We start from the raw sequence: 26,453 nt of genomic DNA, 5'->3' as shown, positions 1-26,453 counted from the left end.
TAGCTCATACAAGATCCTTGCCAGGATATTTCATTTCTCTTTTCCATCAATCGATTACACATGGATAGGCCCCGCTGGGCGACATCGAGAAAAGTTGGCATGCACTAGCAGGAAGCGAGGTGCGGATTAATGCCTGAAAATGGTGCATTGCGACATCGTCGTTCATTCCGGCTGGGCTGCCGTCGGCTGGTGAGGACGAGCACTTGTCGCTTGCGTCATAAGACGGGCCTGGCGCTGAAGTGTCAGATGGACGCGTTCGAGCAGCCCTTCGAGCAATATCCGACGCTCCATCGGGAGGCTCTCGTGCCTGGCGACGACCGCTATCAACGCTCGGCTGGCGTCTTCCACGCCCTGCGGGGGATGGCCGCGGGCGCTGTCGGCATAGGCGCGTGCCAAGGTGGTCAGCGTACGCTGCAGTGCGCTTCTCACCTCGGGGGCATCGGCATCGTCCAGACGCTGGCGCAGGCGCAGGCAGGCGCGGCCGACATCCAGCCCCGTCAGCCCCAGACTGAACAGGTAGCGCTGATCCTCGGGCAGTACCTCGTCGTGGCGCGACAGCTGCAGCATGCGGTCGGCCATGCGACCGCTGAACCAGGCATCGGCCTGGTGGAATCGTCGCCGACGGGTGAGACGGTGCAGGTCACGGACGATGGCCTTGACCAGTCGGTGGCGAAGAAGGCGTGGACCGGGACCGGGAATCAACCGAAACCCGAGCGTGACCATGGTCAGACCGACAATGACCGCCACGGCGCGGTTGAGGAAACTGTCGATGCCGAAATCCATGCCGTTACCGGGCATGGTGAGCAGGATATTGAAGATGGTGAAAGCCAGGCTGTAGCCCATCATGGCGGGATGGCCGGCGCCCAGCAGGCCGAGAAACAGCGGCGTACCGAACAGCATGGCGAGCATGGGGAAGCCGCTGGCCTGGGACAACAGGACATGACCGAAGATGAAGGCGCTGGGAATCGCCGCCAGCATGCCCTTGAAGAAGACCAGGCTGACGCCGGCCGGGTTGTCGCGGCTGGCGAAGAAGGCCGAGAACAGCGTGGCCAGCATCATGGCGACCGGACCGTTGTTCCAGTTGGTCGCCAGCCAGAACAGCGCCGTGGCGAGAAAGACCAGCCCCGCCCGGACGGCATTGATGCTAGCGACCATGTGATCGCGATGCCAGGACAGCGAGGGGCTGCGCAGACGCCGGGAGCCGGGGCGGGCGATGGCCTCGCGAGCGTCGAATAGGATCGTGGCCTGGCCCAGCACCTCGCGCAGCCCCAGCACCATGCGCTGCTGCAATCCGGAGAGCTGGCCGATTTCTCGCTGATGGGCCTGGTGGCGCAAATGCTGGAGTGCTTCGCGCGCCTCGGGAACGCCCCGGGCCTGCTCGGCGCGACGTAGCCCCTCGGCGATCTCGGCAGCGAACAGGGTGAGGTCGCTACCGAGCCGGTTGCGGGAATCGCGCAGCATCTGGTTGAGCGCGGCCAGCGAGGCGAACATCGCCAAGGTGTGGCGGGTCAGGGTATGAGCGGCGCGTACCCGCCCGGGGCCCGCCGGCCCCTCATAGCGCGCCGCCTGGCTATCCGTCTCCAGCATCATCAGCGGGCCGAGGCTCGCGGCAAGCGAGTTCTGCAGGGCCGTGTCGTCATGGCTGCCCTCCAACTGCTGGGCGGCATGCACGAAGGCGAGATTGACCACATTGTCGGCCTGGGTGGCGAGATGTTGCTGCACATGGGTGGGCCAGAGCAGGGCGCTGACAAAGGTGGCACACAACGCCCCGAGGCCGAGCTCGGAGAGCCGCGCCACGGCAACATCGAAGGCGCTGGTGGGATTGCTGCCGGCAAGCACCACGATCAAAAGGGCAGTGACCGCGGCCATGATGCAGCCGTAGGAGAGGTTGTTGCGTGTCATCGTCGCCCAGTAGACGCACAGCATCAGCCACAGCGTCAGCGAGTAGAGTGCCGGGACCCGGGCCTGGGAGAACAGGGCCATGATGATCAGGCCGGCGACGGCACCGACGAAGGTGCCGGCCATCTGACAGATGCCTTTTTCGACCACCATGCCGCTCATGGGGCGGATCTGCAGGAAGGCTGCCGAGATCAACGCCCAGTAAGGACGCTCGAGGTCGGCCCATAGCGCGAAGTACAGCGCCAAGAACATCGCCAGCGTGCCCTTGGTGGCGAACTTCACTGCACTGGACGAGGGCGTCAGATAGGCCTGAGCAATGGGAGGCATGGCGTGGCTCAGCGCTCGGTATCGGAATCGGCATCGTCTAGGATGCGTACCGTGGCGGTCATCCCGGCGCTGAGCAGCACATCGTCGGGTTGCTCATCGAGTTCGATGCGCACCGGAATGCGCTGGGCCAGGCGTACCCAACTGAAAGTCGGCTGCACCTGCGGCAGCAACTGATTGTTGGGTACCGTATTGGCGTCGGCGATGGCGCGACCGATGCTCGCCACGTGGCCTTGCAGTCGGGTATCGCCGCTCATCAGGATCACGGCGGCGCGATCGCCGACATGGATGCGCGGCATCTTGGTTTCCTCGAAGTAGCCGGTGACGTAGTAGGACCCTTCCTCGATCAGTGCCATCACATCCTCGCCGGCGTTGACGTAGTTACCTTCCTCCAGACGCAGATTGAGCACCGTGCCGTCCGCCGGAGCACTCACTTGCGTGCGTTCGAGGTCCAGTCGGGCGCTTTCCAGGTCGGCCTGGGCCTGGGCCAGGTTGGCGGCAGCGACGCGGGTGTCGATGCGCGCGATCTCCTGATCCTCGGCGCTGATCGACTGACGACTCAACCGATTGCGCCGGCTCTCCTCGTGACGGCGCAGCTCCAGCGTCGCCTGGCGGTTCTCGACCACCGCCTGGGCTTCGTCCAGCGCCGCGCGGTAGCGAGCATCGTTGAGGGTGAACAGCACCTCGCCCGCGTCCACGCGCTGGTTATCCGTAACGGCAAGTGTCTCCACCCAGCCCGAGACATCCGGGGCGACGGTGACGACATCGGCACGTACGCGACCGTCGCGCGTCCAGGGAGTATAGAGGTAGTAGTGCCAGAGCCAGACGCCCGCCGCGATGGCCACAGTCACGATGAGCAGGGTAATGAGTATCCGAAGCGATGGGCGCATAGCAGGTCGTCACGTCAGGGTAGAGGATAGAAAGGCGCAGGCGGCCATGGCGATCACGAACAGGGAAACATCGAACCATGCCTCGAACCAGGGGGCATTGTGGCGCAGCAGGCGGTAGAGAAGCGTGCGCAGCACCAGTGCCACGCAAAAACCCAGCAGGGCATAGAGCAGCAGCGGACTGAAATAGACGCCGCCGATGGCGATTTCCTTGAGTTCCACGCATTTTCCTCGTGACACGCTGATCGAGACTGATGTTAGCACGCTAATATCATGAAGATGAAAGCATACTGATCAGCTTGGCTGCGGGGCGGGAGCCGGTCAATCTTCCTTGTCCTGCCGCGTCATGCGGAATGCGAAAGAACCGACAGGAGAATCGACATGTCGCGTGTGGCTTCAGGTCAGGGGCAGGGCGCGGGGAGTGGGTGAGCGGCTCGGCTGCCAGGTTTCCGGCAAGGATTGGCGCAGATGTTCGAGAAGGGCGCTGGTCTTGCGCGGCAGGCGGCCGAAGGGGTAGAGCAGCGTGATGGTCTGAGGCACAGGACGCCAGTTCGTCAGGCAAGATTGCAGCGAGCCCGGATGAGCCGCCAGGCGACGTTCCGCCAGCCAGCTTGGCAGCAGGCCCAGCCCCTGGCCGCAGGCGATGGCGTCGGTATGCAGCACTGTCTGATCGACCCGCAGCCGTGAAGGGGGCGGGGTGAACTGGAACTCCCCCTCGCTGGGATGCCACAGCATCAGCCCGTCACGCGTCTCGTCGAGCAGATCGACCCAGGCATGATCGGACAGCTCGCGAGGATGCTGAGGCACGCTGCGTCGGGCCAGGTAGTGGGGATGTGCATAGATACCGCGTTCGAGTTCCCCGACCACCTCCTGGCGCAGTCCGCATTCCCCCGTCGGACCCAGCCACAGGCACAGCGAGGCATCTTCCGGGGCCCGAGGGGCATGCCACTGCGTACGCAGCTCCAGGCGCATGCCCGGGTAACGCTGCAGGAATTGCTCCATCTGCCGGGTGAACCAGCCCCGGGCGAAGATGCTGTGGATATGCACCACCAACTCGCCGCTCACCTCCTCGCGCAGATCATCGAGCACCTGCTGGCTCTGCTCGGCGAGGCGCAGGATCTGTTGGCAATAGTTCAAGAACAGCATGCCCGCTTCGGTGGGAATCAACCGGTTGGCCTGGCGGCGTAGCAACGGCTGACCCAGACGGGTTTCCAGTTGGCTGATGCGGCGGCTGAGCGTCGATTTCGCCAGCCCCAGCTCCCGTGCGCTGACGGTCAGGCTTCCCGATTGCATCACGGCCGCGAAGGCAGCCAGTTCGTTGAGATCGTGCATGGCGCGTTCGGGCTGACCCGGTCCCGTTTTCCGATATCGCTAGTAAACATTCAGTCTCGCATATTCCTGCGCTTGATTGTAAATAGTTTTCGTTTGCGCCTGTACCTCGTTGCATTAAACGAAACACCGCGTAGCAGGAAATAGGGCAGAAATTATGGAAAAATATAAACAATAATAATTCGTATTTACTTAAAAACTGAGGCAATAGTCCTCGACGATACTCAAGGGAGCAAGTGCAAGTGCAAATGATCCATCTTCCTCGCAAGAGATTGCTGGCTATGGCAATCGCCGGCCTGGCCAGTGCCACAGCCCAGGCACAGAACGAAGTCGACCTCGACGACGTCGTGGTCACGGCGACTGGCTACGAGCAGCAAGCCAAGAACGCTCCTGCCTCGATCAGCGTCATTAACCGCAAGGAACTGGAAAATCGCCACTATCGCGACGTGACCGATGCGCTGCGCAATGTTCCCGGGGTCGTGATTACCGGCGGCGGCTCCTCGCAGGATATCAGCCTGCGCGGCATGGGTGCCAAGTACACGCTGATTCTGGTCGATGGCAAGCGTCAGGGTTCGCGGGAGACGCGTCCCAACAGCGATGGGCCAGGCATCGAGCAGGGCTGGCTGCCGCCGCTGTCGGCCATCGAGCGCATCGAGGTGATTCGTGGGCCGATGTCTTCGCTGTACGGCTCCGATGCGCTGGGGGGCGTGATCAACGTCATCACCCGCAAGGTCGCCAAGGAGTGGGGCGGTAGCGTGACCGCCGATACCACCATTCAGGAAGATAGTGACTCCGGCGATATCAATCAGACCCGCTTCTACGTCGGCGGGCCGCTCAAGGACGACGTGCTGGGCTTGCAGGTGTACGGCCAGTATTCGCAGCGCGACGAGGACGAGATCGAGAGCGGCTACAGCGATCATAACGTGAGAAACGGTACCGCCAAGCTCAGTTGGGCACCGACGGACCGCCATTCATTCGACTTCGAAGCCGGCGTGAACAAGCAGGTACGCACCTCCACCCCCGGCAAGTCGTTATCGGCAATCGGACGCGGTGGCCGCCCCAATACACGCAGCGAGACAGACTACATTCGCCGCCACTATGCCGTGACGCACCAGGGGCGCTGGGGCTTCGGCACTTCGGACAGCTATGTGCAGCGCGAGGAGGTCGAGAATCCCTCGCGGGACATGGAGTATGACTCAACTGTCTTCAACACTCAGACCGTCATGCCGCTGGGCATGCACATTCTCACCCTGGGGGGGCAGTACGAAGATCAGGAGTTGACGGACGCGGGCAACCAGGCAGGTGATCTTAGCGAGTTGACGCGCTGGCAGTGGGCGCTGTTCGCCGAGGACGAGTGGAACCTGACCGAGGACTTCGCGCTGACCGGCGGCGTGCGTCTCAACCAGGACGAGAACTACGGAAGCCACTGGTCGCCGAGACTCTACGGTGTGTGGCAGGCCACGCCGCAGTGGACGGTCAAGGGTGGCGTGACCAGCGGCTATCGCGCTCCGGACCTGCGTCAGGCGTCACCCGGCTGGGGCCAGATCACCGGCGGACGCTCCGCGGTGGTGCCGGCGGTGATTCTCGGCAATCCGGACCTCAAGCCGGAAGAGAGTCTAAACCACGAACTCGGCGTGCTGTGGGACAACCGGCGCGGTATCCAGGCCGGCGTGACGCTGTTCTACACCGAGTTCGACGACAAGATCACCGAAGAACGGGTTTGCAGCACCGCCACGGGCGATGCCAGCTGTACCTTCAACGGCACCGACTACAGCTTCATCAGCCAGCGCTTCAATGTCGACGAGGTCACCATGCAGGGGGTCGAGGCACGACTGACGCTGCCGCTGGGGCTGGACACTTCGTTGACGACCAATTACACCTACACCGATTCCGAGCAGAAGACCGGCCCCTTCGAGGGCGAGCCGCTGAATCGTCTGCCCGAGCATATGGCCAATGCCACGCTGAACTGGGAGCCCGAAGGGCCACTTTCCGGCTGGGCGCAGGTCAACTACCGTGGCCGTACCACCGAAGGCGTGAGTCGAACCAGCATGGTCGAGGAATTGCCATCCTATACTTTCGTGGATGTCGGTTCAGCTTATGCACTGACCGAAAGCGCCACAGTATTCGCCGGTGTCTATAACCTGTTCGACAAGGAGGTCGGCGAGGAGAATTACGAAAAAGTTCTCGACGGGCGTCGTTACAATCTCGGGATCACCGTAGAATTCTAAACCCTCCGGCGGCGGCCTTTGGCCGCCGTACTCTTGGGCAAGGGAGAGAACCGCGCCAACGACACGGGCAAATGGGGTGACCGAAACATTCTCGGTCAATCTGAAAAAGCTGTGTCGCCATTTCGGCCACAAGGTCGAGGCTGCTTTCGACGATGAATGAGGTGAGATCCATTTCCCGTTAGGCACGGCGACGTTGGCTGCCGAGGAAGGGAGACTCGTCATGCAGGGCCGTGCCGACAGCGACGCGGACATTGCCCGCTTCGAACAGGTGATGGAGGACCCTCTGGTGGGACCCCCCCTTCTCTGCATCCCTCGCCTTGCCTGGCGCCATTTGGCGCAGCAACGCGGTTCGCGCTGAAATGTCAACAGACCCTAGGACGCGCGACGCGGACGAAAACGTAGCGTGATCAGGGCGAGGCCGGCCACGACAAGGCAGCCACCGCCGACCTTGTACATGCCCAGGCTGTCGCCGAGCAGCACGACGCCGAGCACCACGGCGACCACCGGCGTCAACAGCGACAGAGGAACGACGCGGTTGACAGGATGCTTGCGCAGCAGGGTGTACCACATGCCGTAGGCGACGATGGACGACATCACTGCGGTATAAAATACAGCGCTCCATGCCGCCCAACTGGCGTCGGCGAGTGCCCGAAATTGATGATCCTCGAACAGCCAGGAGCCTAGGGCCATCTGCGGAATCGCCAGCAGCGCGATCCAGCCGGCCAGGGTCAGCGGTGGAATGCTCGGGCCGGTCTTGATGATCAGATTGGAGATCGCCCAGCCCAGGGCGCTGAGCAGTAGCATACTCAGGGGCAACGGGGCAGGTAGGGTCGGACCACCGGCCAGCACCACCACGCCGGCAAACGACAATGTCAGCCCCGCCAGGCGTTTCGGCCCCAGACGTTCCTTGAAGAAAATAGCGGCGAGCAGAGTGGCGAAGGGTGTGCCAAGCTGGACCAGAATCGCCCCGGTGCCAGCTTCGGCCTGTTCAAGCCCCAGAAACAGCAGGGCGAAATGCATTGAACCGAAGGTGAACGACAGCAGCAATAGGCGGGGCAATTGGGCGAGGGTGATGGGAACGAACGGTACCAGGATCACCGCCACGAGCATGAAGCGTAGCGTCATCAGCAGTAGGGGCGGTATCTCTGCCACGCCGATCTTGATGAAAATGATGTTAAGGCCCCAGAGGAGGATAACTCCCAGGCCGAGAAGCAGATCGCGAAGAGGCACGGGGCTATCCTTGCAGTCGTGAAGAGTGTCGAACATTCTAAAGCCCTGTCCGGCTCGACGAGCTATCGGCCCGTCGGGGCCGAGTATAAGACCTTCGGCCATTCACGGCGAACGACGTCAGGCATGGCGGGGCCGGGAACCGGTGACGAAAACGAGGAAGCGATGCGATGGCAACGCAAGGGAAACGACGCCCGCGCATGGAGTGGCGAACTTTCGTGGGGTTGGCGCTGGCGGGCCTGCCGTTGATGACGATGGCGGCGGGTAGCGGGGAGACGCCGCAGTTCGAGCGGGTACCGCTGGTCATCGAAGGCGATCACGTCTTGCATGTCGAACTGGCACGCACTCCCATGGAACGCCAACATGGTCTGATGGACCGCGACCGCCTCGCCGCGGACACCGGAATGCTGTTCCTGTATCAGACCCAGCAGTCCCCGCAGTCCGGCTTCTGGATGCACCGCACGCGTATCCCGTTGGATATCGCCTTCATCGCAAAGAACGGTGCGATCCGTAGCATCGAACACATGGTGCCCTGCGGTAATGACGTGACCACTCACTGCCCGACCTATCGGGCCGGTGTGCCGTTTCGGGCCGCGCTGGAAGTCAATGCCGGGTATTTCGAGAGCCACGGCATTGAGGTCGGCGATCACGTCGGAATCGAGCGCTATCTCGATTCGCCGTGAACCGAGCATCACGACACGGGTTTCTTTCGGCGACAATCTCTTTACAATGCTCGCTTGCCTACCCGGCAAGGCACCTGTTGACGTGCCATCCCTTCGGCGCCTACCCGCGCCCTGGCCTGCCATAAGTCGGCCGCGTTGAATCGTTTGTCCTTTCGACACCCAGAAAGGCGTGATATGTGTGTTGGCACACATATCATCCGGGTGTGGCGTCATTAAGATGACCCGCCTTTTTGAGTATTGCACTCGTCTTCAGAACCGCTAACGTGCAACACCGGCACAATACGCAGCGCCACTCACAGCGCCGTATTGGCGCCTGTGCGCTCCGCCGCAATGCCTGATCAAGGGACATCCCATGAAAATGACACGCCGCTTTCCCTATATGCTCGCCGCTCTGGCCGGGGCTGCCGTCCTCTGCTCGACGTTTGCCGTTCAGGCGCGTGAACTTTCGGTTTCCACCGTGCTCTCTGCCGACTTCCCCTGGGGACAGGCTGCCGAGAAGTGGGCCGAGCTAGTCGAGGAGCGCTCCGAGGGGAGTTTGACGCTGCGCATCTATCCCAACTCCCAATTGGTCGCTGGCGACCAGACCAAGGAGTTTTCCGCCATGCGTCAGGGGCTGATCGATCTGGCCGTGGGTTCGACCATCAACTGGTCGCCGCAGGTGCCTGAGCTCAATCTGTTCTCGCTGCCGTTTCTGATCCCCGACTATGCGGCCCTTGACGCGGTGACTCAGGGCGAGACGGGCGAGGCGGTATTCGAGGCCATCGAATCGCGCGGCATCGTGCCACTGGCTTGGGGAGAGAACGGCTTTCGTGAGCTCTCCAATTCCAAGCTGGCCATCGATTCGCCCGATGACATGCAGGGCTTAAAGATCCGCGTGGTCGGTTCGCCGCTGTTCCAGGACACCTTCAATGCGCTGGGTGCCAATCCGACCCAGATGAGCTGGGCCGATGCCAAGCCCGCTCTGACCACCGGCGCGGTGGACGGTCAGGAGAACCCGTTGTCGGTGTTCGATGTGGCACGTATCGATCAGGTCGGCCAACAATATCTGACGCTGTGGCACTACATGAATGATCCCTTGGTCTTCGCTGCCAACCAGCGCGTGTGGCAGTCCCTGTCCGAGGCGGATCGTGAGTTGCTGCGCCAGGCGGCGATCGACGCAGGACAATGGGAGATCGAGAAGACCCGCGCCGAGAATGATCAGCGTCTGGCGGATATCCGTTCGCGGGGCGTCGAGGTGATCGAGCTGAGCGACGCCCAGCGTCAGGCGTTTGCCGATGCCACTCAGAGTGTCTACGCCAAGTGGACGTCGCGCATCGGCGAGGCGCTGGTGCAAAGCGCCCAGGATGCTGTACAGGCGCGCTGAAGCCTGACCCGCGGGCTATCCCGCGTTGTTCTGAACGCTCCCGGCGTGCTGCCGGGAGCGGTTTGCCCAGGAAAGAACTTACGCCATGAATCCTCAACCTGACGCACGCCTCGAGCGCTGGCTGGCGACCGGGGCGCTGGTGGTCATTGCCCTGATCAGCCTCGTCAATGTCGTGGTGCGCTATGTCACCAACGCCTCGTTCGCCTTTACCGAAGAGTTCTCGGTGTTCCTGCTGGTAGTGCTGACCTTCGCCGGCGCCTCGGTAGCGTTGCGCCGCAACCGACATATCCGTATCAGCCTGCTCGAGCGTCACTTGCCGGCCCCATTGGCACGCATGTTGATCGTATTCCAGTGGCTGGCGGGGCTCATCGTGTTGGGCTTGATGGTCTGGCATGGCAGTCGTTTCGCGTTGGAGGAGTACCAATGGGAATCGTTGTCGCCGGGCCTGGGCCTGCCCAACTGGTGGTATGTGGTGTGGTTGCCGGCGCTAGCCGTACTGATGGCCTGGCGGCTGACGCAGCAGAGCCTCGACCGGCTGCGCGGGAGGCTTGGCGATGAGTCCTGATGTGTGGATGATCGCGAGCTTCGTGGGCCTACTCATCGCTGGCGTGCCGGTGGCATTTTCGCTGGGGCTGGCCGGTGCGGTGGGCATCGTCATCGGCCTGTCGCCGGACATGCTTGCCACGCTGGGGACCAATACCTACAACAGTGTGGCCAAGTATCCGTTGATCGCGATTCCGCTGTTCATTCTCACCGGACTGATCTTCGAGCGCGCCGGTGTCGCCCTGCGCCTGGTGCATTTCGCCCAGGCGCTGATCGGGCCACGGCATGGCGGCTTGGCGTTGGTGGCGGTGCTGGTGTGCCTGATCATGGGTGGCATGAGCGGTTCGGGCCCGGCGGATGCCGCAGCGGTGGCAATGGTCATGCTGCCGAGCATGACCCGCGCCGGTTATCCCAAGCCCTTCTCCGCGACGCTGATCGCGGCGTCGGCCTCCACGGCAATCCTGATTCCGCCCTCCATCGCGCTGATTCTGTATTCGATCGTGGTGCCCGGTGTCGATCTGCGTGCGTTGTTCGCCGCCGGGCTGATTCCCGGCGTGCTGGCCGGACTGGCGTTGTTGCTGCCCGCCTGGTGGCTGTCGCGGCGTTACCGCTGGGAGTCGCCGAAAGTCCTCGAGCGCCCACCCCTGGGACAGGCCTTCAAACAGGCATTGCCGGCATTGTTCGCCCCGGTACTCATTCTTGGCGGGCTGCGTTCGGGGCTGTTCACACCCACCGAGGCGGCAGTGGCGGCGGTGGCCTATGGCGTGGTGGTGGGACTGTTCTTGACTCGCGAGCTCAACGTGCGTGAGTTATGGCGTCTGTTCGGCGAAGCGGCGGTGATTTCCGGTGTGGTCATGCTGATCATTGCGTTGGCGGGCATTTTCGCCTGGGCGGGGACCATGCTGGGCACGTTCCGGCACTTGGCGGAATGGATGATCGGCCTCTCCGATAACGGCACCGTCCTGCTGCTGTTGGTAATGGTCGCGGTACTGCTGGCGGGCATGTTGCTGGATGCGGTGTCGATCTATCTGATCATGATGCCGATCCTCATTCCAGTGATGCAGCACTTCGACTGGAACCCGGTGTGGTTCGGCATCCTGCTGGCGATGAACATCGCCATCGGCCAGTTTACGCCGCCCGTCGCGGTCAATCTGATGGTGACCACCGAAGTGGCCAGGGTACGACTGGAAGAGACGCTGGGCTGGGCACTGCTGTTTGTCGTCGCCATGGGAATGGCGCTGCTGCTCGTCGCGCTCTTCCCCGCTCTGGCGCTATGGCTACCGCGTACGCTGGGATACGCGGTGTGAGTACTCGCATGGCTGCCGCTGGGTGAGTCGGTGGCCTTACGTGTCGTGGGTCTTGTACTGCGCGGCAGCTTCCCGACGCCGGTCCAGCCAGTTCATCAAGGGCGCTGACGTGATGCCGTGGAAAAGCACCGAGGTCAGAACGATGAAGGCGACGAAGGTCCAAGCCGCGTCGACCTGATCGAAGCTGCCTTGATTGACGGCATAGGCGAGATAGTAGAACGAGCCGACGCCGCGGATGCCGAACAGGCTGACCATGGCCCGTTCGCTACGGCACATTCGCGAGCCTACCAGAGCAATCATGCCAGTGAGCGGGCGGACAATGAACACGATGGCCAGTCCCGCGGCGATCATTCCCCATGTCAGGCCGTCGAGCAGCGGGCCGGCGAGACTTCCGCCGAACAGCACCAGAAGCACCATCATCAGCAAACGTTCGATCTCCTCGGTGAAGTCGTGCAGGCGGATATGGTAATCGTACTGATCTTCCTGGGTGGTCCGCAGCGCTAGCGCACCGACGAAAACGGCGATGAAACCGTAACCATGGATCGCCTCGGCGCCTGCGTAGGTCACGAAGGTCCCCCCCAGGGCGGCGAATCCCTGTCCGGTACTCGCCAGCGACATCCTGCCCGCCCGGAACATGAAAATACCCAGCAGCCAGCCGATCAACCAGCCGGCGGCGGTGCCTGCCGCGACTCGCCAGACCACGTCCATCGCCAGCCAATGCCAAGTCCACTCACCGACCAGCGTTCCGTTGGCCGCAATCCCCAGCGCCAGATAAGTGAAGGGAAAGGCCAGGCCATCGTTGAGTCCGGCTTCCGAGGTCAGGCTGAAGCGGACCTCATCGCCAGGCCCCGAACGAGGCGGCCCGACCTGGACATCGGCTGCCAGCACGGGATCGGTGGGGGCGAGAACCGCGCCGATAAGAACCGCCGTTTCCCAGGGTAGCCCGAGAGAGTACGCGGCGAGCCCCGCAATCGCCGCGATCGACAAGGGCATGGTGATGCCGAGCAGGCGCCCCGTGCTGGCCCATTCCCGCCATGCCAGTTTTCGGTCGATTCTCAATCCTGCCCCGGCCAGCGAGATGATCACCGTCAATTCGGTAAGGATCTCCATCGTTTTAGGGAAATCCCGTGGGTGTAGCCCACCCTCGTTCATCAGTGAGAAGAGTCCAAAGCCGATCAGGATGCAAATAATGGGCAGCGATACGGGGAGGTCCTTGATCAAGGTGGGAACCCACGCCACCAGCAGGATCAGCAGACCAAAACCGCCCATAAAAATGATGTGTGGCTCCATTGGCGCCATTCCTCATGCAGTCCGTTGCAAGTGGCGTCCGTCCATTAGGGACGGCGCTGTCGAATCCAAGCGTGGCCGTGATCACGGAGGCCGCAAATGTGTGCGGTGACGCAGACGCTTTGCCGGCCGACACGCGTTGGGCACCGACCGGCGGAGAGGCGCGAATCGATCCAGGCGCCAAGCGCTCAATGCTGCTGACGGCGACGATACAGATACAGGCCCACGAGTGTGGCAGTCGCCACCGTCGCGGCGATTGCCACCTTGTGGGTTCCGCCATGGCTTCCGTCTCCCTCGGCGGTGCTGCGAAACCCTCCGTCGATGCGCCGTTCTCCGCTGGGGGGCGAGAAGAGGTTGCCGGAGGAGGTCGCATCGGGGTCGGCCCGGCCCAATGCGGAGTCGACGAAACGGGCGTAGCTTGGGCTGAAACCGGGCATCAGGGCGGTCGCTACCCGGGATAGTACGGCGGCACTGCCGACATAGGTGGTATGCCGGGGGCGCTTGGCCAGCCGGACCATGGCACGCGCCGTACGTCGAGCATCGTAGATGGGCGGCAGCGGTTTGACGTCGCGCCCGGTGTAGTTGGCACCGTCGCGGAAACCAGGGGTATCCATGACGGCGGGGTACAGGTTGCAGACATGGATGTTCGGCCAATCGTATAGTTCGCCGCGCAGGCTCTCGGCAAAGCCTTTCAGGCCATACTTGGCGGCGCTATAGGAGACGGCGTAGGGCTGCGGCGTCCAGGCACCCAGCGAGATGTTGTTGATGAGAATGCCCGACTCCTGACGCTTGAAATACGGCAGTATCGCATAGGCGCTGCGCATGTAGCCGAGCAGGTCGGTCTGGATGACCCGCTCGTGCGCCTCGAACGGTACCTCCTCGTAGCGCCCCAGGACGCCGGTGCCGGCATTGTTGACCCACACATCGATACGGCCGGCCATATCCATTGCCGCCTGGGCGAGGCGGTTGACGGCGTCCGTGTCGGTGACATCGGTCACTACCACTCGAGCGTTGATGCCGCAGAGCTGGCACTCGTGTGACACTTCCTCGAGCGCCTCTGCATCGCGAGAAGCGAGGATCAACGAGGCGCCCTTGCGGGCGAATTCCAGTGCACTGGCGCGTCCGATACCGCTGGAGGCGCCGGTAATGACTACCACCGCGCCGTTCAGGTCATGTGTCGTCATGGATGACTCCCTTCGCATGGTTTGACATGAGGCCGGGCGTGTTCGCCCAATGGCCGTCCGTATCCAGCAACATTCTCTTACGGCATCCTATGCCGCAGCGTTCATTCGAGATGAGTCTTCATAACGTAGTCGAAGGACACCAGGTCAGGCCTAACGGGGCGCATCTAACCCATCGGTGATTATTACGGGTGGCTGCGCTTAGTACAGGACATCCATCTACTGTCGGAGATACACTTGGCGAATTTTCGCTGTATCCGCAGCGGTTTGCTAATTAAACGTGCCATCAACGCTGTGGGGGCATTACCATACGGTTTGCAGCACAAAAAGATGCATTAACCAACAAGTCCCGTTACGCTTTGGCCGGCCTCTACCCTCAACCGTTGCCTACCCTCAACCGTTGAGATGAGTGCGCGCGGGGCGGCCAATCCCGGCGATTGCCAACGGAAGCTATCGGTTATGTCGCTGTCTGGCCTAAGCTGAAGGAGACAGAGCGATGCCATGCAGGCTGCGTGATGCCGCGCGGGTGCCGGATGGCATCAGAGCGCCGGTTACTCCCGGTCTGTCATCTCAATGCTCGGTCTGTCACAACAATGTCGAAAAGGAGTCATTCATGAAACGCCACTTTGTCGCAGCTGCACTGTCTGCGGGGGCGCTGCTCGGCGCTACGTCGCTGTCCACGCCGGCTTACGCCCAAGAGCAGTTCATCACCATCGGTACCGGTGGTCAGACGGGCGTCTACTATGTGGTCGGCCAGTCGGTATGTCGTCTGGTAAACCGCAGCGCCGAGAATCTGCGTTGCAACGCACCGTCCACGGGGGGATCCGTGGCCAACGTGAATGGCATCCTGTCGGGCGAATTGGACATGGGCGTCGTCCAGTCCGACGTGCAGTACCGTGCCTACAAGGGCGAGGGCAGTTTCGATGAGCCCCACGAGAACCTGCGTTCCGTCTTTACCCTGCACGGTGAACCGCTGACTCTGGTCGCGCGTGCCGATTCGGGGATCGAGAGCGTCGATGACCTCAAGGGCAAGCGCGTCAATATCGGCAATCCCGGCTCCGGCCAGCGCGCCACCATGGAAGTGCTGATGGACGCCAAGGGCTGGGATACCAGCGTCTACTCGCTGGCTTCCGAGCTGAGCGCCGCCGAGCAGGCTTCCGCGCTGGCGGACAATAACATCGACGCCATGGTCTACGTGGCCGGCCATCCCAACGGTTCCATCCAGGAAGCCACCACCACCGTCGACGCCAGGCTGATTCCGATTAACGGACCGGAAGTCGACCAGCTGGTCGAGGAATATCCGTACTACACCAAGTCGGTAATCCCCGGCGGCCTGTACAAGGGCAACGAGGAAGACGTCGAGACCTTCGGTGTGGCAGCGACCTTCGTCACCGACGAGGATACCGATGAAGAGGTGGTCTATCAGACCGTCAAGGCGGTGTTCGAGAACTTTGATCGCTTCAAGCGTCTGCATCCGGCGTTTTCCACGCTCAACCCCGAAGACATGATCAGCCAGGGCCTGACGGCGCCGCTGCATGAAGGGGCCAAGCGTTATTACAAGGAGCGTGGCTGGCTGTAAGGCGACGCCTACGTCTGACCTCGATGCGCGGTTGCTGAGCAGCGCCGCGCATCGCTGATTCTGGAATACCGTCAAGCGATGCAACGACGCGCCGGGGATCGTTCTCCGGGCCATGCGTCATTACCAGGACATGAGTATGCGTGACGACAAGTCGACAGTGCCTGACAAGCATGCGGATCTGGAAGAGCTGCAGGCCACGGACACGGGAGCGCGAACGCCGAGCGGCTGGCAGGGTAAATTACTGCTTGGCCTGGCGGCGGCCTGGTCGCTGTTCCAGCTGTGGATCGCCTCTCCCTTGCCGTTCGTGCTTGGCTTCGGCGTATTCAGCGCCACCGAGGCACGTTCGATCCATCTGACGTTTGCCCTGTTTCTGGCCTTCATGGCCTGTCCGGCATTCAAGCGTTCACCGCGGGACACCATTCCGCTGCTGGATTGGGCGATGGCGGCCGTGGCCGCATTTGCCGCCGCCTACATCTTCATCTTCTACGAACAACTGGCACAGCGCCCCGGCAATCCGATCCTGCAGGATGTGATCATCGGGGTGATCGGGATCGTACTGCTGCTGGAGGCGACTCGGCGTGCGCTGGGCCCGCCACTCATGATCGTGGCGCTGGTGTTCATCGGCTATTCGCTGGCTGGCCCTTACATGCCGGGGATGCTGGCACATCGTGGCGTCAGCGTCGAAGGCCTGATCAATCATCAATGGTTGACCACGCAAGGGGTGTTCGGCATTGCCCTGGGCGTCTCCACCAGTTTCGTATTCCTGTTCGTTCTCTTCGGCGCCCTGCTGGAAAAAGCCGGAGCGGGCAACTATTTCATCAAGGTGGCCTTCTCCATGCTGGGCCACTACCGGGGCGGCCCCGCCAAGGCGGCAGTGGTCGCCTCGGGGATGACCGGTCTGATTTCAGGCTCTTCGATTGCCAACACCGTCACCACCGGGACCTTTACCATTCCCATGATGAAGCGGGTGGGTTTCCCCGCCGAGAAGGCCGGGGCGGTGGAGGTGGCGGCGTCGGTCAATGGTCAGATCATGCCGCCGGTCATGGGGGCGGCGGCCTTCCTGATGGTCGAATATGTGGGCATTTCCTACGTCGACGTCATCAAGCACGCCTTCCTGCCAGCGGTCATCTCCTATATCGCACTGATCTACATCGTGCATCTCGAAGCGCTCAAGGCGGGCATGCAGGGCTTGCAGAGCAGCAACCCCGTGCGTCCGCTGCTCAACAAGGTGCTGGGCTTCCTGACCGGGTTGATCGGCATCATGGCGCTCGCCTTCGCCGTCTACTATGGCCTGGGTTGGCTCAAGCCGGTCATGGGGGAGGCCGCACCCTGGGTGATCACCGCGGTGCTGGCCATCGTTTACATTGGGCTGCTCAAGGTGGCGTCGCACTACCCCGAGCTGGAAGAGGATGACCCGACGCAAGAGGTCACCACCTTGCCGCAGACCCGGCCCACGGTGATGGTCGGACTCTATTACCTGCTGCCGGTGGTGGTGCTGGTATGGTGTCTGATGGTGGAGCGCCTGTCTCCGGGGCTCTCCGCGTTCTGGGCGACGGTGTTGATGATTGCCATCATCCTTACCCAGCGTCCGCTTAACGCCTTCTTTCGCGGCAGAAGCCGGATCGCCGAGGATATCAAGGAAGGTTTCGTGGACCTGTGGCATGGGTTGATCAACGGTGCGCGCAACATGATCGGCATCGGCATTGCCACGGCGACGGCGGGGATCATCGTCGGCGCCGTCTCGCAGACCGGCGTGGGACTGGTGCTGGCGGATCTGGTCGAGACGCTGTCGATGGGCAATCTGCTGCTGATGCTGCTGCTCACCGCGGTGCTGAGCCTGGTTCTGGGCATGGGCCTGCCGACCACCGCCAACTACATCGTGGTCTCCGCGCTGCTGGCGCCGGTGATCGTCACCCTGGGCCAGCAGAACGGCCTGATCGTGCCGCTGATCGCCGTACATCTGTTCGTGTTCTATTTCGGCATCATGGCCGATGTCACGCCACCGGTCGGGCTGGCCTCCTTTGCCGCCGCGGCGATCTCCGGCGCCGATCCGATCCGCACCGGTTTCCAGGCGTTCTACTACAGCCTGCGTACTGCGGCGCTGCCGTTCCTGTTCATCTTCAATACCGACTTGCTGCTAATCGATGTGAATTTCCTGCAGGGCATCCTGATCTTTGTGATCGCGACCATTGCCATGCTGATCTTCGCCGCGGGTACGCAAGGGTTCATGATCGTCAAGAACCGCTGGTACGAAAGCCTGCTGCTGCTGCTGGTGGCGTTCACCCTGTTTCGGCCGGGCTTCTGGATGGACCTGATCCACGATCCTTACCGGGATGTGCCACCGGCGCAGTTCGAGCAGGCGCTGGGTAACGTGGACGAGGATAGCAACCTGCGTGTGCGTATCGAGGGGTTGAACGCCTATGGCAGTCCGACCAGTTTCGTGATTCTGGTACCGGTCCCCGAGGGCGACACCGGTGAAGAACGCATGGCGAACCTGGGCCTGACGTTGATGGAGGAGGACGGTCGCACGCTCGTCGACATGACCGATTTCGGCAGCCAGGCCGAGGAACTGGGCTTCGAGTTCGATCAGGAAATCGTCGCGGTACGCGCCCCGGTGGATCGTTGGGCCAAGGAGTGGATGTGGATTCCCGGCCTGCTGGTCTTTGCCGGTGTGGTGATGTTGCAGCGACGTCGCAAGGCCTCCGCTCGCCAAGCGGTAGCCTGACGGCGATACACGCGCGTCATGCCACGAAAACGCCCGCCGGGAACAGCATCCCGGCGGGCGTTTTTTCAGCTGTCCAAGCATGGCAACGGGGAGGCGAATCAAGCTCGGCGCGTGTTAGCATCAGAAAGTCACAAATAAGGAGGCTGTCATGTTTAAACGGATTGTTTGTATTGTTTTCGCCATCTTCGTCGCGGCGCCCGCCTGGGCGCAGGAAGAAGGCAAGGATGAGCACGCCATTGAAGAGCATGTTGAGTCGCATGAGGCTGCCGACAAGGCGCTTGAATCGCATCAAGACGCCAAGAATAAAGCCCTGCAAGAGAAACAACGGAAAGAAGCGTCACATGACGGCAAGGATCAGCAGGAACACGACGAATCCGACAGCCATTCCCATTGACACCTGGCCCGGCCATCGCGCCGGGCCATCAAGGGTCGCCTGCTGGAGATAGACGCTTCTGACAGTAGCCGGGCTCTATGATACGCCGCACCGCCAACCCGATTAAATTGCCTTAATCATCAATGAGGTTGGCGACATGGATCGGCGTATTGCGGTGTGCCGCACGCGCATACTGGGCGGGCCAGGGCACCTCGTGGCGCAGTGTCTGGGCGGCATGCAGTGGCCAGTACGGGTCGCGTAGCAGTTCGCGTGCCAGCATGACCACATCGGCCTGGCCGGTATGCAGGATGTGCTCGGCCTGCTCGGCGCTGGTGATCATGCCCACTGCGCTGGTGGCGATATCCGCCTCGCGACGTACCCGCTCGGCGAAGGCGGTCTGGTAACCCGGCCCGACGGGAATGCGCGCGGTGGGCGTGGTGCCGCCGGAGGAAACGTCGATCAGGTCGACACCCAGCGCTTTGAGATGCTGGGCGAGCTGCACGGTCTCTTCGATGTTCCAGCCGCCTTCTTCCCAATCGGTGGCCGACAGACGCACGAACAGCGGCCATTCGTCAGGCCATACGCGGCGCACCGCCTCGGTGACCTCGAGCAGCAGCCGGGCGCGATTGTCGAAGCTACCGCCATAGGCGTCCTCGCGCTGATTGCTTAGCGGCGAGAGAAACTGATGCAGCAGGTAGCCATGCGCGGCATGGATCTCGGCGACCTTGAAGCCGGCCTCGAGCGAGCGTTCGGCGGCGCGCACGAAGGCATCGATGACGCCCTGAATCTCCTCGCGGGAGAGTGTCTTCGGGGGGGTGTGGTCGCTGTCGAAGGCAATCGCCGAGGGCGCCACGGTCGGCCAGCCGCCTTCGCTTTCGGGCACGCTGCCGGTCTTGTCCTCCCAGGGGCGCCAAGTGCTGGCCTTGCGCCCGGCGTGGGCGAGCTGAATCGCCGGCACCGCCCCCTGGCTCTCGATGAAGCGGGTAATTCGCGCCAGGGGTGCGAGGTGATCGTCCGACCAGATGCCCAGATCCTGGGGACTGATGCGGCCCTCGGGCACTACCGCGGTCGCTTCCACCATCACGAGCCCGGCCCCGCCGCTGGCACGGCTGCCGAGATGGACCAGGTGCCAGTCGTTGGCCAGGCCGTCGCGGGCCGAATACTGGCACATGGGGGAGACCACGATGCGGTTGGGCAGGGTCAGTTGACGCAGCGTCAGCGGTTCAAACAGTCGGGCCATGATGTCATCCGGATTGCTGAATGGAGACTGTCTATGTGGGGGGCGAGTCTACCGTTTGCAAGCTAATAATCATCCTGGTGTCACCGAAACGTCGGATTATGTACTACCGAGCCAAGCTAAAGAATCCATGCGAGAATACGCAAGTATCACGCTACGCTTACGCTTCGAACCATTCAGGAGTTCTCCCATGCCCAGCCTGTCGGCCATTCACCTCTATCCCATCAAATCCACCGCGGGCCTTGCGGTCGACGCAGGCCAAGTTCGCGAGGAGGGGCTGGTGGGCGATCGCCGCTACATGCTGGCCAAGCCGGACGGCACCTTCGTCACTGCGCGTACACATCCGCAACTGCAGCGAGTCCGGGCCAGTCTCATGGCAGACGGGCTCCGTCTACGGCACGACACTCTGCCCGACATGGCGGTAATCCCCGCCGAGTTCAGTGCCGAGCCCTTCACCACCGAGGTCTGGGCCGATCGCTTTGCGGCGCTGACCACCACCGCAGAACTGGATGCCTGGTTCTCTGACGCTGCGGGCGAGCCGGTGCGGCTGCTGTGGCTGGGCGAACGCTCCGCCCGCTACCGCGAGGCGATCGACAAGCGGGTGAGTTTCGCCGACGGTTATCCCTTGATGTTGATCTCCGAGGCTTCGCTTGAAGATCTCAACTCTCGCACGGCGGACACGCACGTCATGACGCAGTTTCGTCCCAATCTGGTAGCGAGCGGCACGCAGGCCTTCGAAGAGGATCAATGGCAACGGATTCGCATCGGCGAGGTGGTGTTCCGCGTCGCCGCGCCCTGCTCGCGCTGCGCAATGGTCACCGTCGACCCGGCGACAGGGCGGTTCAAGACCAGTCGCGAACCGTTGAAGACCCTGGCCAAGTATCGCCGCGGCGAGAAGGGCAAGGTCTATTTCGGCCAGAACCTGATCGCGGAGAACGAAGGCCGCCTCGCCCTGAATGATTGCATCGAGATTCTCGAATAGTCGGCATCGGTCGGTATCTCGCTGTCATCGCCCGTAGGGATTTTCTCGTCGCAAGAGATGCGCTTGATCCCGGTCAATGCTCCACCGCGTCGCCGGGCCATTATGCTTGCATGATGGTCTTGGCAACAACGGCGGCCCGCGGGCTGCCAGAGCGGGAGATGCGATATGGACAAGACGATGAGAGCGGCCGTGGTAAGGGCCTTCAAGCAGCCGCTGGCGATAGAAGAGGTGGCGGTGCCGCGTCCCGGGCCGGGTGAAGTGCTGGTCAGGATCGCCGCTTCGGGCGTGTGTCATACCGATTTGCATGCTGCGCACGGCGACTGGCCGGTCAAGCCTGCGCCGCCTTTCATTCCCGGCCATGAAGGTGTAGGCCATGTGGCGGCGGTGGGAGCAGGGGCGACCCACGTCAAGGAAGGGGATCGCGTCGGCATCCCTTGGCTGTACTCGGCCTGCGGCCATTGCGAGCATTGTCTCGGCGGCTGGGAGACGCTGTGCGAAACGCAGCGGAACACCGGCTATTCGGTCAATGGCGGTTTCGCCGACTATACCCTGGCGCAGGCCGACTATGTGGGACGTCTGCCGGACAACATCGGTTTTGTCGATATCGCGCCGGTGCTTTGCGCTGGCGTCACCGTCTACAAGGGGCTGAAGATGACCGATACCCGCCCCGGCCAGTGGGTGGTGATTTCCGGCATCGGCGGGTTGGGGCACATGGCAGTACAATACGCCAAGGCCATGGGGCTGAACGTGGCGGCGGTGGACATCGACGACAGCAAGCTGGCGCTGGCCGAGCGCCTCGGCGCGAGCGTTACCGTCAACGCGCTGCACACCGATCCCGCGGCGTATCTGAAGAAAGCCATCGGTGGGGCACACGGCGTGCTGGTCACCGCAGTCTCGCCCAAGGCCTTCGAGCAGTCGCTGGGGATGGTACGCCGCGGGGGTACCGTCTCGCTCAATGGTCTGCCGCCCGGGGATTTTCCACTGCCGATCTTCGATATGGTGCTCAATGGCATCACGGTGCGGGGCTCCATCGTGGGCACGCGCAGCGATCTGCAGGAAGCACTGGACTTCGCCAGCGAAGGCAAGGTCAAGGCCACGGTTTCCACCGACAGACTGGAAAACATCAATGCCGTACTCGAACGTCTCTATCGCGGTCAGATCGAGGGACGTGTGGTACTCGACATGATGAGCTGACAGCGGGGCCTGGTTTACCGACCAGGCCCCGACTGATACGACTGCTCGACGGGATGGAGGGCGCATTGCGCCATCCTTCGTGCCCGATGCAGGTGAGTGCTTCCCGCGCCCATATCACTTCTGGCCGAGCGACGCCGCGAGACACTCTATGACTTCCTCGTCGCTGGTCTGGTTGAAATCTTCATACCACTGTCCCACGCCGCCGAAGGACTCGGGCGTGGCCAGACACACCAGGGCATCGACTTCGCTTTCCAATTCGGCCGCCGTGTCAGGAGGCGCCACCGGTACCGCGACAATGCATTCGCGAGCGCCCAATTTCTGTAGCGCCTGTACCGCCGCGCGCATGCTGGCGCCGGTGGCGATGCCGTCGTCGACCAGGATGACCTGACGGTCGCGCAGGTCGGGATAGGGACGCTCGCCACGATAGGTTCGCTCGCGGCGCTCCAGCTCACGGGTCTCGCTGAGGGTGATACGCTGTACGTCGTCGGGAGCGATACCCAGACGTGTGATCAGCGGATGATTCATGAACGTGACGCCACCACTGGCGATGGCGCCCATCGCCACCTCTTCCTGACCGGGAACCCCAAGCTTGCGCACGATCATCACGTCAAGCGGGGCATCGAACGCCTTGGCAATCTGGGCGGCCACCGGCACACCGCCTCGCGGCAACCCCAGCACGAGCGGGTTGTCGAGGTCGAGGAAGCTCTGAACTTGCTGTGCCAAAGCCTGTCCGGCTTCGACACGATTGGTAAACGGAAGTTGTGCCATGTTTACCTCCGAAAGCTTGTCGCATTTCCACTCGATTCGTCGCACTCTCAGCGTGGAACACTTTCGACAAACAGCCAAGCGGGGCTTTGAACAATCCCTTCAATACTTGCCAGCCCACCCCCGCAGACATGAAAAAGCCGACGGAATACCGCCGGCTTGTTCGCTCGGGCACGAAAAAATGTTGTTTTACATCTGTTCTTTCTGGGCGCCTGAACCCGGGCGTGCCTTGCCGAGAGTGGGAACTTCACCTTCCGGCTCCGGCTGCTGCTTGACCGAGAATTCGCCGCGGCCATCGAAGGCCGGTCCGCTGGACCAGCGGCCTTCCGGCGCCTGCGAATCCAGATGGGTGTTGAGATAATAGTAAGAGTGGTGCAGGTTCTCGTGATCTTCGGGTACGGAGTTGGGAATCGGCAGTGACGATTCCATACCGCCCATTTCCTCGATCACTGCCAGCCACTGCTGCTGGTGCATGGTGTCGCGGGCGATCAGGAAAGACAGCATATCCTTCATGCCCTTGTCGTCGGTCCAGTTGTAAAGGCGTGCCGCCAAGGTACGGCCGGTGGCCTCGGCGGTAACGTTGGCCAGCATGTCGGCAGCCACATTGCCGCTAGCATAGATGTGGCTCATGTCGAAGGGAACGCCGTTGGCGTTGACCGGCATGGCCGAAAGGCCGGAAGAGAGGAGATGGCGCGGGTTGGCACCGCCGAGAATGGCATTGACGACAGGATCCCGGGCGGACTCTTCCTGAAGGGAAACCGGGGCGCCTTCGAGGTTCAGCGCGACGGCATGACCCAGAATCTCGATGTGCGACAGCTCCTCGGTAGCGGTGGACATCAGCAAATCGCGTATGCGATCGTCCCCACGGGCTCCCATGGCCTGGAAGAAGTACTGCATGGCGACACGGATCTCGCCTTCTATGCCGCCAATGGCCTGCTGCAGAAGCTTGGCGAACTGCGGATCCGGCTTGTCGACCTTGACTCTATACTGGAGCTTTGAGGAGTGATGGAACATGGTTCGTAATCCTTTGGTTTTCGATAAGTGTCGAGATAAAAGTCCTGTTTTACAGCTAAGCGTTCCGTTGCGGTAACTCGTCTCACCGATAGGAACAATCAGCGCTACAAACCGCCATTCTCTCTTGCTACGGTTAAAACACATCGCGACGACGTGCCTTTCAAACCATAGGAAGTCATATCAGGTATTTCAAAAACACTATGATTAATATTTGTTATCAACCGGATAGTTTGTGAAAATTTTTATATTTAACAATGGGTTGAAATAGCCAAGGTCAGGGCTTGTTAACATTTTCAAAGACTGATATACGTCCATGAACCGTCTTGAAGGGAGTGAATATACGAGGAGGAGAGGAGAAAGGGCGGCTTTATGGCCAAAATATAATTATGCTTACGAGGCGGTCATAAAAGCGCCAAGCCTTGACTGAGATGAGTTTTAAAAGTCCACTCCTAAAAGAGGAGAGCGCACCGCTGAGATTGAGTAATGAAATAATGCATCCATGCGATGGGGAAACTCGTCGCCATGGTAGTAACGTGGCATTTTTTCATGAACCTGTCGTACAGGACCACGACGACAATCGGCATGGTCCTGTCCTGCCTCGGCACTATAAGACTGGTGCCATGCTGATCGGTGCTACGCAAAGCGGTGCCGCTCGATTCCGAATGGTGTCGGGCGAGGCGCAAGCGCAATCGGGGCTGCCGGATCGGGGTTGGCAGTGACTTGAGCCGGAGTGTCCAGATGAAAGCTCGCCATGGCCTGCATCAGTTGCTCTGCGTTGCGGCGAAGATTGTTGGCGGCCAAGGCGCTGTCCTCCACCAGGGCCGAGTTCTGCTGGGTGGCGCGGTCCATCTGGATCACCGCATCACCGACCTGCCGTACCCCTTCGCTCTGCTCGGCGCTGGCCTGGCTGATCTCGCCCATGATCTGCGTGACGCGCTGGATGGTCGTGACGATCTCATCGGTCGTCTGGCCGGCTTCGGCCACCAGCCGGGCTCCCTGTTCGACGCGCTCCAGATTGCCGCTGATCAGCGTGTTGATCTGCCTGGCTGCCTCGGCACTGCGTTGGGCGAGCTGGCGCACCTCGCTGGCCACTACCGAGAAGCCGCGGCCATGCTCACCGGCCCTTGCCGCTTCCACGGAGGCATTGAGAGCCAGAATATTGGTCTGAAAGGCGATCTCGTCAATCATCGCGATAATCTCGGCAATCTGCGTGGAGCGCTGATTGAGATCATTCATGGTCTCGACCACCTGGCCCACGACGGCACCGCCTCTGACCGCCACCTGCGAGGCGTTGGTAGCTTCAGCGTTGGCTTGGTGGGCATTGTCGGCGTTCTGCTGCACGGTAGTGCCGAGCTGTTCCATCGAGGAGGCGGTTTCCGCCAGGGCGCTGGCCTGCTGCTCGGTACGTGAGGCAAGTTCGTTGTTGCCTTCGGCGATCTGCTCGCTGTTGCTGGCCACTGCCTCGGCCGACGCCCGCACATGCGAGACGGTGATCTGGAGTTGATGGGCCATGGCGACCAGGGCGGCCATGATGCTTTGTCGGTCGCCGTGACGCAGACGGGCTTTGGCGCTCAGCTCGCCACGCCCGATCTTCTCGGCAAACAGGCGCACTTCACCGGGTTCCGCGCCCAGTTCATGCAGTAACCAGCGCGTCAGCAGAATGGCGACCAGCAGGCCGATGACCACGGCCACGCCGCACAACACCACCATGAAAATTTCGAAGCTGCCGGTCATTGCGCGTGCCGCCGATGTTTCCCGTTCGTTCATCGCTTCCTCGAGATCGATGAAGCGATTGATGTCGACCAACCATTGCCGCATGGCCGGGCCGGCCTCGTCGAGCAACAGTTTGCGCGCGCCTTCGATATCGCCGGCCTGGCGCCGCTCGATAACCGCCTGGATCAGCGGCTGCGCGCGCTGACGGATGCGCTCGATATCCGTCAGGATCCGGCGTTCCTCGGTGTTGGCATCGCTCTGCCTCGTGAAGAGCTGCTGCATCTGCTCGTCGGCACTTCGATAGTGGGCCGCGAGCCGCTCGATCTCGCCAATCAGCGCTTGGAGCCGGACGTCATCTGTCACCAGAGTGACATCGCGCAGGGCGATGGCCCGGTCATGGACGCTGCCGCGGTAATCGATGGCCTGGCGCTGCTTGACGCCATTGATGTCGTTGACAGTGGTCAGGCCGCGGTCGATGGCATTGACCTGGAAAATGCTGATGAGAGTCAGCACGATCATCAACACCATGACGGTGGAAAAACCAGCCATGAGGCGGGTGCGTAAACTCATGTTCTTGAGAAAGGAAACCATCGAGGTCACTTCGGCGTCTTCC

Annotated in this window: 21 protein-coding genes; 10 read left to right on the top strand and 11 right to left on the bottom strand. The window is 61.9% G+C overall.

The features are described 5' to 3' along the window. Positions 1-162: 162 nt before the first annotated feature. The 4 genes from ACW4DH_RS09435 to ACW4DH_RS09420 form a co-directional block, all read right to left on the bottom strand. The gene (locus tag ACW4DH_RS09435; RefSeq protein ID WP_459636139.1) at positions 163-2,226 is read right to left on the bottom strand and encodes an FUSC family protein; all 2,064 of its coding nucleotides are present in this window, start codon (positions 2,224-2,226) and stop codon (positions 163-165) included. Between the two features lie 8 nt (positions 2,227-2,234). Continuing rightward, positions 2,235-3,113 (bottom strand): efflux RND transporter periplasmic adaptor subunit, encoded by an 879-nt coding sequence (locus tag ACW4DH_RS09430; protein WP_459636138.1) that lies wholly within the window; start codon positions 3,111-3,113, stop codon positions 2,235-2,237. Positions 3,114-3,122: 9 nt separating this feature from the next. After that, positions 3,123-3,332 carry a DUF1656 domain-containing protein gene (locus ACW4DH_RS09425; protein WP_459636137.1) on the bottom strand — a complete coding sequence of 70 codons (210 nt, stop codon included), beginning with the start codon at positions 3,330-3,332 and terminating at the stop codon, positions 3,123-3,125. A 174-nt stretch (positions 3,333-3,506) separates the two neighbouring features. Beyond that, positions 3,507-4,442 carry a LysR family transcriptional regulator gene (locus ACW4DH_RS09420; protein ID WP_459636136.1) on the bottom strand — a complete coding sequence of 312 codons (936 nt, stop codon included), beginning with the start codon at positions 4,440-4,442 and terminating at the stop codon, positions 3,507-3,509. 278 nt (positions 4,443-4,720) lie between these two features. Between ACW4DH_RS09420 and ACW4DH_RS09415 the strand changes: the two genes are divergently transcribed. Then, positions 4,721-6,667, top strand: coding sequence for a ligand-gated channel protein (locus ACW4DH_RS09415; protein WP_459636135.1), 1,947 nt, complete (start codon positions 4,721-4,723; stop codon positions 6,665-6,667). A 372-nt stretch (positions 6,668-7,039) separates the two neighbouring features. On the opposite strand, the gene ACW4DH_RS09410 is transcribed toward ACW4DH_RS09415, so the two are convergent. Then, a complete protein-coding gene (locus tag ACW4DH_RS09410; RefSeq protein ID WP_459636134.1) occupies positions 7,040-7,897 on the bottom strand; it encodes a DMT family transporter in 858 nt (285 codons plus the stop codon). A gap of 167 nt (positions 7,898-8,064) precedes the next feature. On the opposite strand from ACW4DH_RS09410, the gene ACW4DH_RS09405 reads away from it, so the two are divergent. From ACW4DH_RS09405 to ACW4DH_RS09390, 4 genes are all read left to right on the top strand, one after another. Continuing rightward, positions 8,065-8,577, top strand: coding sequence for a DUF192 domain-containing protein (locus ACW4DH_RS09405; RefSeq protein ID WP_459636133.1), 513 nt, complete (start codon positions 8,065-8,067; stop codon positions 8,575-8,577). Between the two features lie 352 nt (positions 8,578-8,929). After that, a complete protein-coding gene (locus ACW4DH_RS09400; protein ID WP_459636132.1) occupies positions 8,930-9,940 on the top strand; it encodes a DctP family TRAP transporter solute-binding subunit in 1,011 nt (336 codons plus the stop codon). Between the two features lie 85 nt (positions 9,941-10,025). Next, positions 10,026-10,505 (top strand): TRAP transporter small permease, encoded by a 480-nt coding sequence (locus tag ACW4DH_RS09395; RefSeq protein ID WP_459636131.1) that lies wholly within the window; start codon positions 10,026-10,028, stop codon positions 10,503-10,505. Continuing rightward, entirely contained in the window at positions 10,495-11,790 is a 1,296-nt protein-coding gene (locus ACW4DH_RS09390; protein ID WP_459636130.1) for a TRAP transporter large permease, read from the top strand. Before ACW4DH_RS09395 ends, ACW4DH_RS09390 begins: the two co-directional genes overlap by 11 nt. Before the next feature lie 36 nt (positions 11,791-11,826). Here ACW4DH_RS09390 and ACW4DH_RS09385 read toward each other — a convergent pair whose 3' ends face one another. Then, positions 11,827-13,080, bottom strand: a complete 1,254-nt coding sequence (locus tag ACW4DH_RS09385; RefSeq protein ID WP_459636129.1) for a cation:proton antiporter — start codon at positions 13,078-13,080, stop codon at positions 11,827-11,829. A 185-nt stretch (positions 13,081-13,265) separates the two neighbouring features. Further along, positions 13,266-14,261: an SDR family oxidoreductase gene (locus ACW4DH_RS09380; protein WP_459636128.1), complete on the bottom strand. Its 996-nt coding sequence runs from the start codon at positions 14,259-14,261 to the stop codon at positions 13,266-13,268. A 610-nt stretch (positions 14,262-14,871) separates the two neighbouring features. Here ACW4DH_RS09380 and ACW4DH_RS09375 point away from each other — a divergent pair. The 3 genes from ACW4DH_RS09375 (at position 14,872) to ACW4DH_RS09365 (ending at position 18,956) form a co-directional block, all read left to right on the top strand. Further along, positions 14,872-15,837, top strand: a complete 966-nt coding sequence (locus ACW4DH_RS09375) for a TAXI family TRAP transporter solute-binding subunit (protein WP_459636127.1) — start codon at positions 14,872-14,874, stop codon at positions 15,835-15,837. Positions 15,838-15,973: 136 nt separating this feature from the next. Further along, positions 15,974-18,562 (top strand): TRAP transporter permease, encoded by a 2,589-nt coding sequence (locus tag ACW4DH_RS09370; protein WP_459636126.1) that lies wholly within the window; start codon positions 15,974-15,976, stop codon positions 18,560-18,562. Between the two features lie 148 nt (positions 18,563-18,710). Continuing rightward, the gene (locus ACW4DH_RS09365) at positions 18,711-18,956 is read left to right on the top strand and encodes a hypothetical protein (RefSeq protein ID WP_459636125.1); all 246 of its coding nucleotides are present in this window, start codon (positions 18,711-18,713) and stop codon (positions 18,954-18,956) included. Positions 18,957-19,068: 112 nt separating this feature from the next. Here the strand turns inward: ACW4DH_RS09365 and ACW4DH_RS09360 are convergent, their stop codons facing one another. After that, complete coding sequence (locus tag ACW4DH_RS09360) at positions 19,069-20,175, bottom strand: NADH:flavin oxidoreductase/NADH oxidase (RefSeq protein WP_459636124.1); 1,107 nt, start codon at positions 20,173-20,175, stop codon at positions 19,069-19,071. Positions 20,176-20,362: 187 nt separating this feature from the next. Here ACW4DH_RS09360 and ACW4DH_RS09355 point away from each other — a divergent pair, with 187 nt between their 5' ends. Both ACW4DH_RS09355 and adhP read left to right on the top strand, forming a co-directional pair. Then, positions 20,363-21,154 (top strand): MOSC domain-containing protein, encoded by a 792-nt coding sequence (locus ACW4DH_RS09355; protein ID WP_459636123.1) that lies wholly within the window; start codon positions 20,363-20,365, stop codon positions 21,152-21,154. 165 nt (positions 21,155-21,319) lie between these two features. Then, positions 21,320-22,348 carry an alcohol dehydrogenase AdhP gene (adhP, locus tag ACW4DH_RS09350; protein ID WP_459636122.1) on the top strand — a complete coding sequence of 343 codons (1,029 nt, stop codon included), beginning with the start codon at positions 21,320-21,322 and terminating at the stop codon, positions 22,346-22,348. Between the two features lie 114 nt (positions 22,349-22,462). Here adhP and ACW4DH_RS09345 read toward each other — a convergent pair whose 3' ends face one another. From ACW4DH_RS09345 to ACW4DH_RS09335, 3 genes are all read right to left on the bottom strand, one after another. Continuing rightward, entirely contained in the window at positions 22,463-23,116 is a 654-nt protein-coding gene (locus ACW4DH_RS09345; RefSeq protein WP_459636121.1) for a phosphoribosyltransferase, read from the bottom strand. Positions 23,117-23,302: 186 nt separating this feature from the next. After that, a complete protein-coding gene (locus ACW4DH_RS09340) occupies positions 23,303-24,127 on the bottom strand; it encodes a manganese catalase family protein (protein WP_459636120.1) in 825 nt (274 codons plus the stop codon). A 633-nt stretch (positions 24,128-24,760) separates the two neighbouring features. Then, positions 24,761-26,431 (bottom strand): methyl-accepting chemotaxis protein, encoded by a 1,671-nt coding sequence (locus ACW4DH_RS09335; protein WP_459636333.1) that lies wholly within the window; start codon positions 26,429-26,431, stop codon positions 24,761-24,763. Positions 26,432-26,453: the final 22 nt, after the last annotated feature.

This window comes from Halomonas sp. WWR20 (assembly GCF_054602495.1).
The sequence above is the reverse complement of the archived record's forward strand: the minus strand, read 5'-3'. Positions and strand labels throughout refer to the sequence as shown.

What these genes read in the sequence shown, in the direction of transcription:
- ACW4DH_RS09395 (WP_459636131.1), top strand. Translation starts at nt 10,026, where the DNA reads ATGAATCCTCAACCTGACGCACGCCTCGAGCGCTGGCTGGCGACCGGG.
- ACW4DH_RS09345 (WP_459636121.1), bottom strand. Translation starts at nt 23,116, where the DNA reads ATGGCACAACTTCCGTTTACCAATCGTGTCGAAGCCGGACAGGCTTTG.
- ACW4DH_RS09435 (WP_459636139.1), bottom strand. Translation starts at nt 2,226, where the DNA reads ATGCCTCCCATTGCTCAGGCCTATCTGACGCCCTCGTCCAGTGCAGTG.
- ACW4DH_RS09430 (WP_459636138.1), bottom strand. Translation starts at nt 3,113, where the DNA reads ATGCGCCCATCGCTTCGGATACTCATTACCCTGCTCATCGTGACTGTG.
- ACW4DH_RS09415 (WP_459636135.1), top strand. Translation starts at nt 4,721, where the DNA reads ATGGCAATCGCCGGCCTGGCCAGTGCCACAGCCCAGGCACAGAACGAA.
- ACW4DH_RS09335 (WP_459636333.1), bottom strand. Translation starts at nt 26,431, where the DNA reads ATGGTTTCCTTTCTCAAGAACATGAGTTTACGCACCCGCCTCATGGCT.
- ACW4DH_RS09360 (WP_459636124.1), bottom strand. Translation starts at nt 20,175, where the DNA reads ATGGCCCGACTGTTTGAACCGCTGACGCTGCGTCAACTGACCCTGCCC.
- ACW4DH_RS09355 (WP_459636123.1), top strand. Translation starts at nt 20,363, where the DNA reads ATGCCCAGCCTGTCGGCCATTCACCTCTATCCCATCAAATCCACCGCG.
- ACW4DH_RS09380 (WP_459636128.1), bottom strand. Translation starts at nt 14,261, where the DNA reads ATGACGACACATGACCTGAACGGCGCGGTGGTAGTCATTACCGGCGCC.
- ACW4DH_RS09420 (WP_459636136.1), bottom strand. Translation starts at nt 4,442, where the DNA reads ATGCACGATCTCAACGAACTGGCTGCCTTCGCGGCCGTGATGCAATCG.
- ACW4DH_RS09375 (WP_459636127.1), top strand. Translation starts at nt 14,872, where the DNA reads ATGAAACGCCACTTTGTCGCAGCTGCACTGTCTGCGGGGGCGCTGCTC.
- ACW4DH_RS09390 (WP_459636130.1), top strand. Translation starts at nt 10,495, where the DNA reads ATGAGTCCTGATGTGTGGATGATCGCGAGCTTCGTGGGCCTACTCATC.
- ACW4DH_RS09370 (WP_459636126.1), top strand. Translation starts at nt 15,974, where the DNA reads ATGCGTGACGACAAGTCGACAGTGCCTGACAAGCATGCGGATCTGGAA.
- ACW4DH_RS09405 (WP_459636133.1), top strand. Translation starts at nt 8,065, where the DNA reads ATGGCAACGCAAGGGAAACGACGCCCGCGCATGGAGTGGCGAACTTTC.
- ACW4DH_RS09340 (WP_459636120.1), bottom strand. Translation starts at nt 24,127, where the DNA reads ATGTTCCATCACTCCTCAAAGCTCCAGTATAGAGTCAAGGTCGACAAG.
- adhP (WP_459636122.1), top strand. Translation starts at nt 21,320, where the DNA reads ATGGACAAGACGATGAGAGCGGCCGTGGTAAGGGCCTTCAAGCAGCCG.
- ACW4DH_RS09400 (WP_459636132.1), top strand. Translation starts at nt 8,930, where the DNA reads ATGAAAATGACACGCCGCTTTCCCTATATGCTCGCCGCTCTGGCCGGG.
- ACW4DH_RS09385 (WP_459636129.1), bottom strand. Translation starts at nt 13,080, where the DNA reads ATGGAGCCACACATCATTTTTATGGGCGGTTTTGGTCTGCTGATCCTG.
- ACW4DH_RS09365 (WP_459636125.1), top strand. Translation starts at nt 18,711, where the DNA reads ATGTTTAAACGGATTGTTTGTATTGTTTTCGCCATCTTCGTCGCGGCG.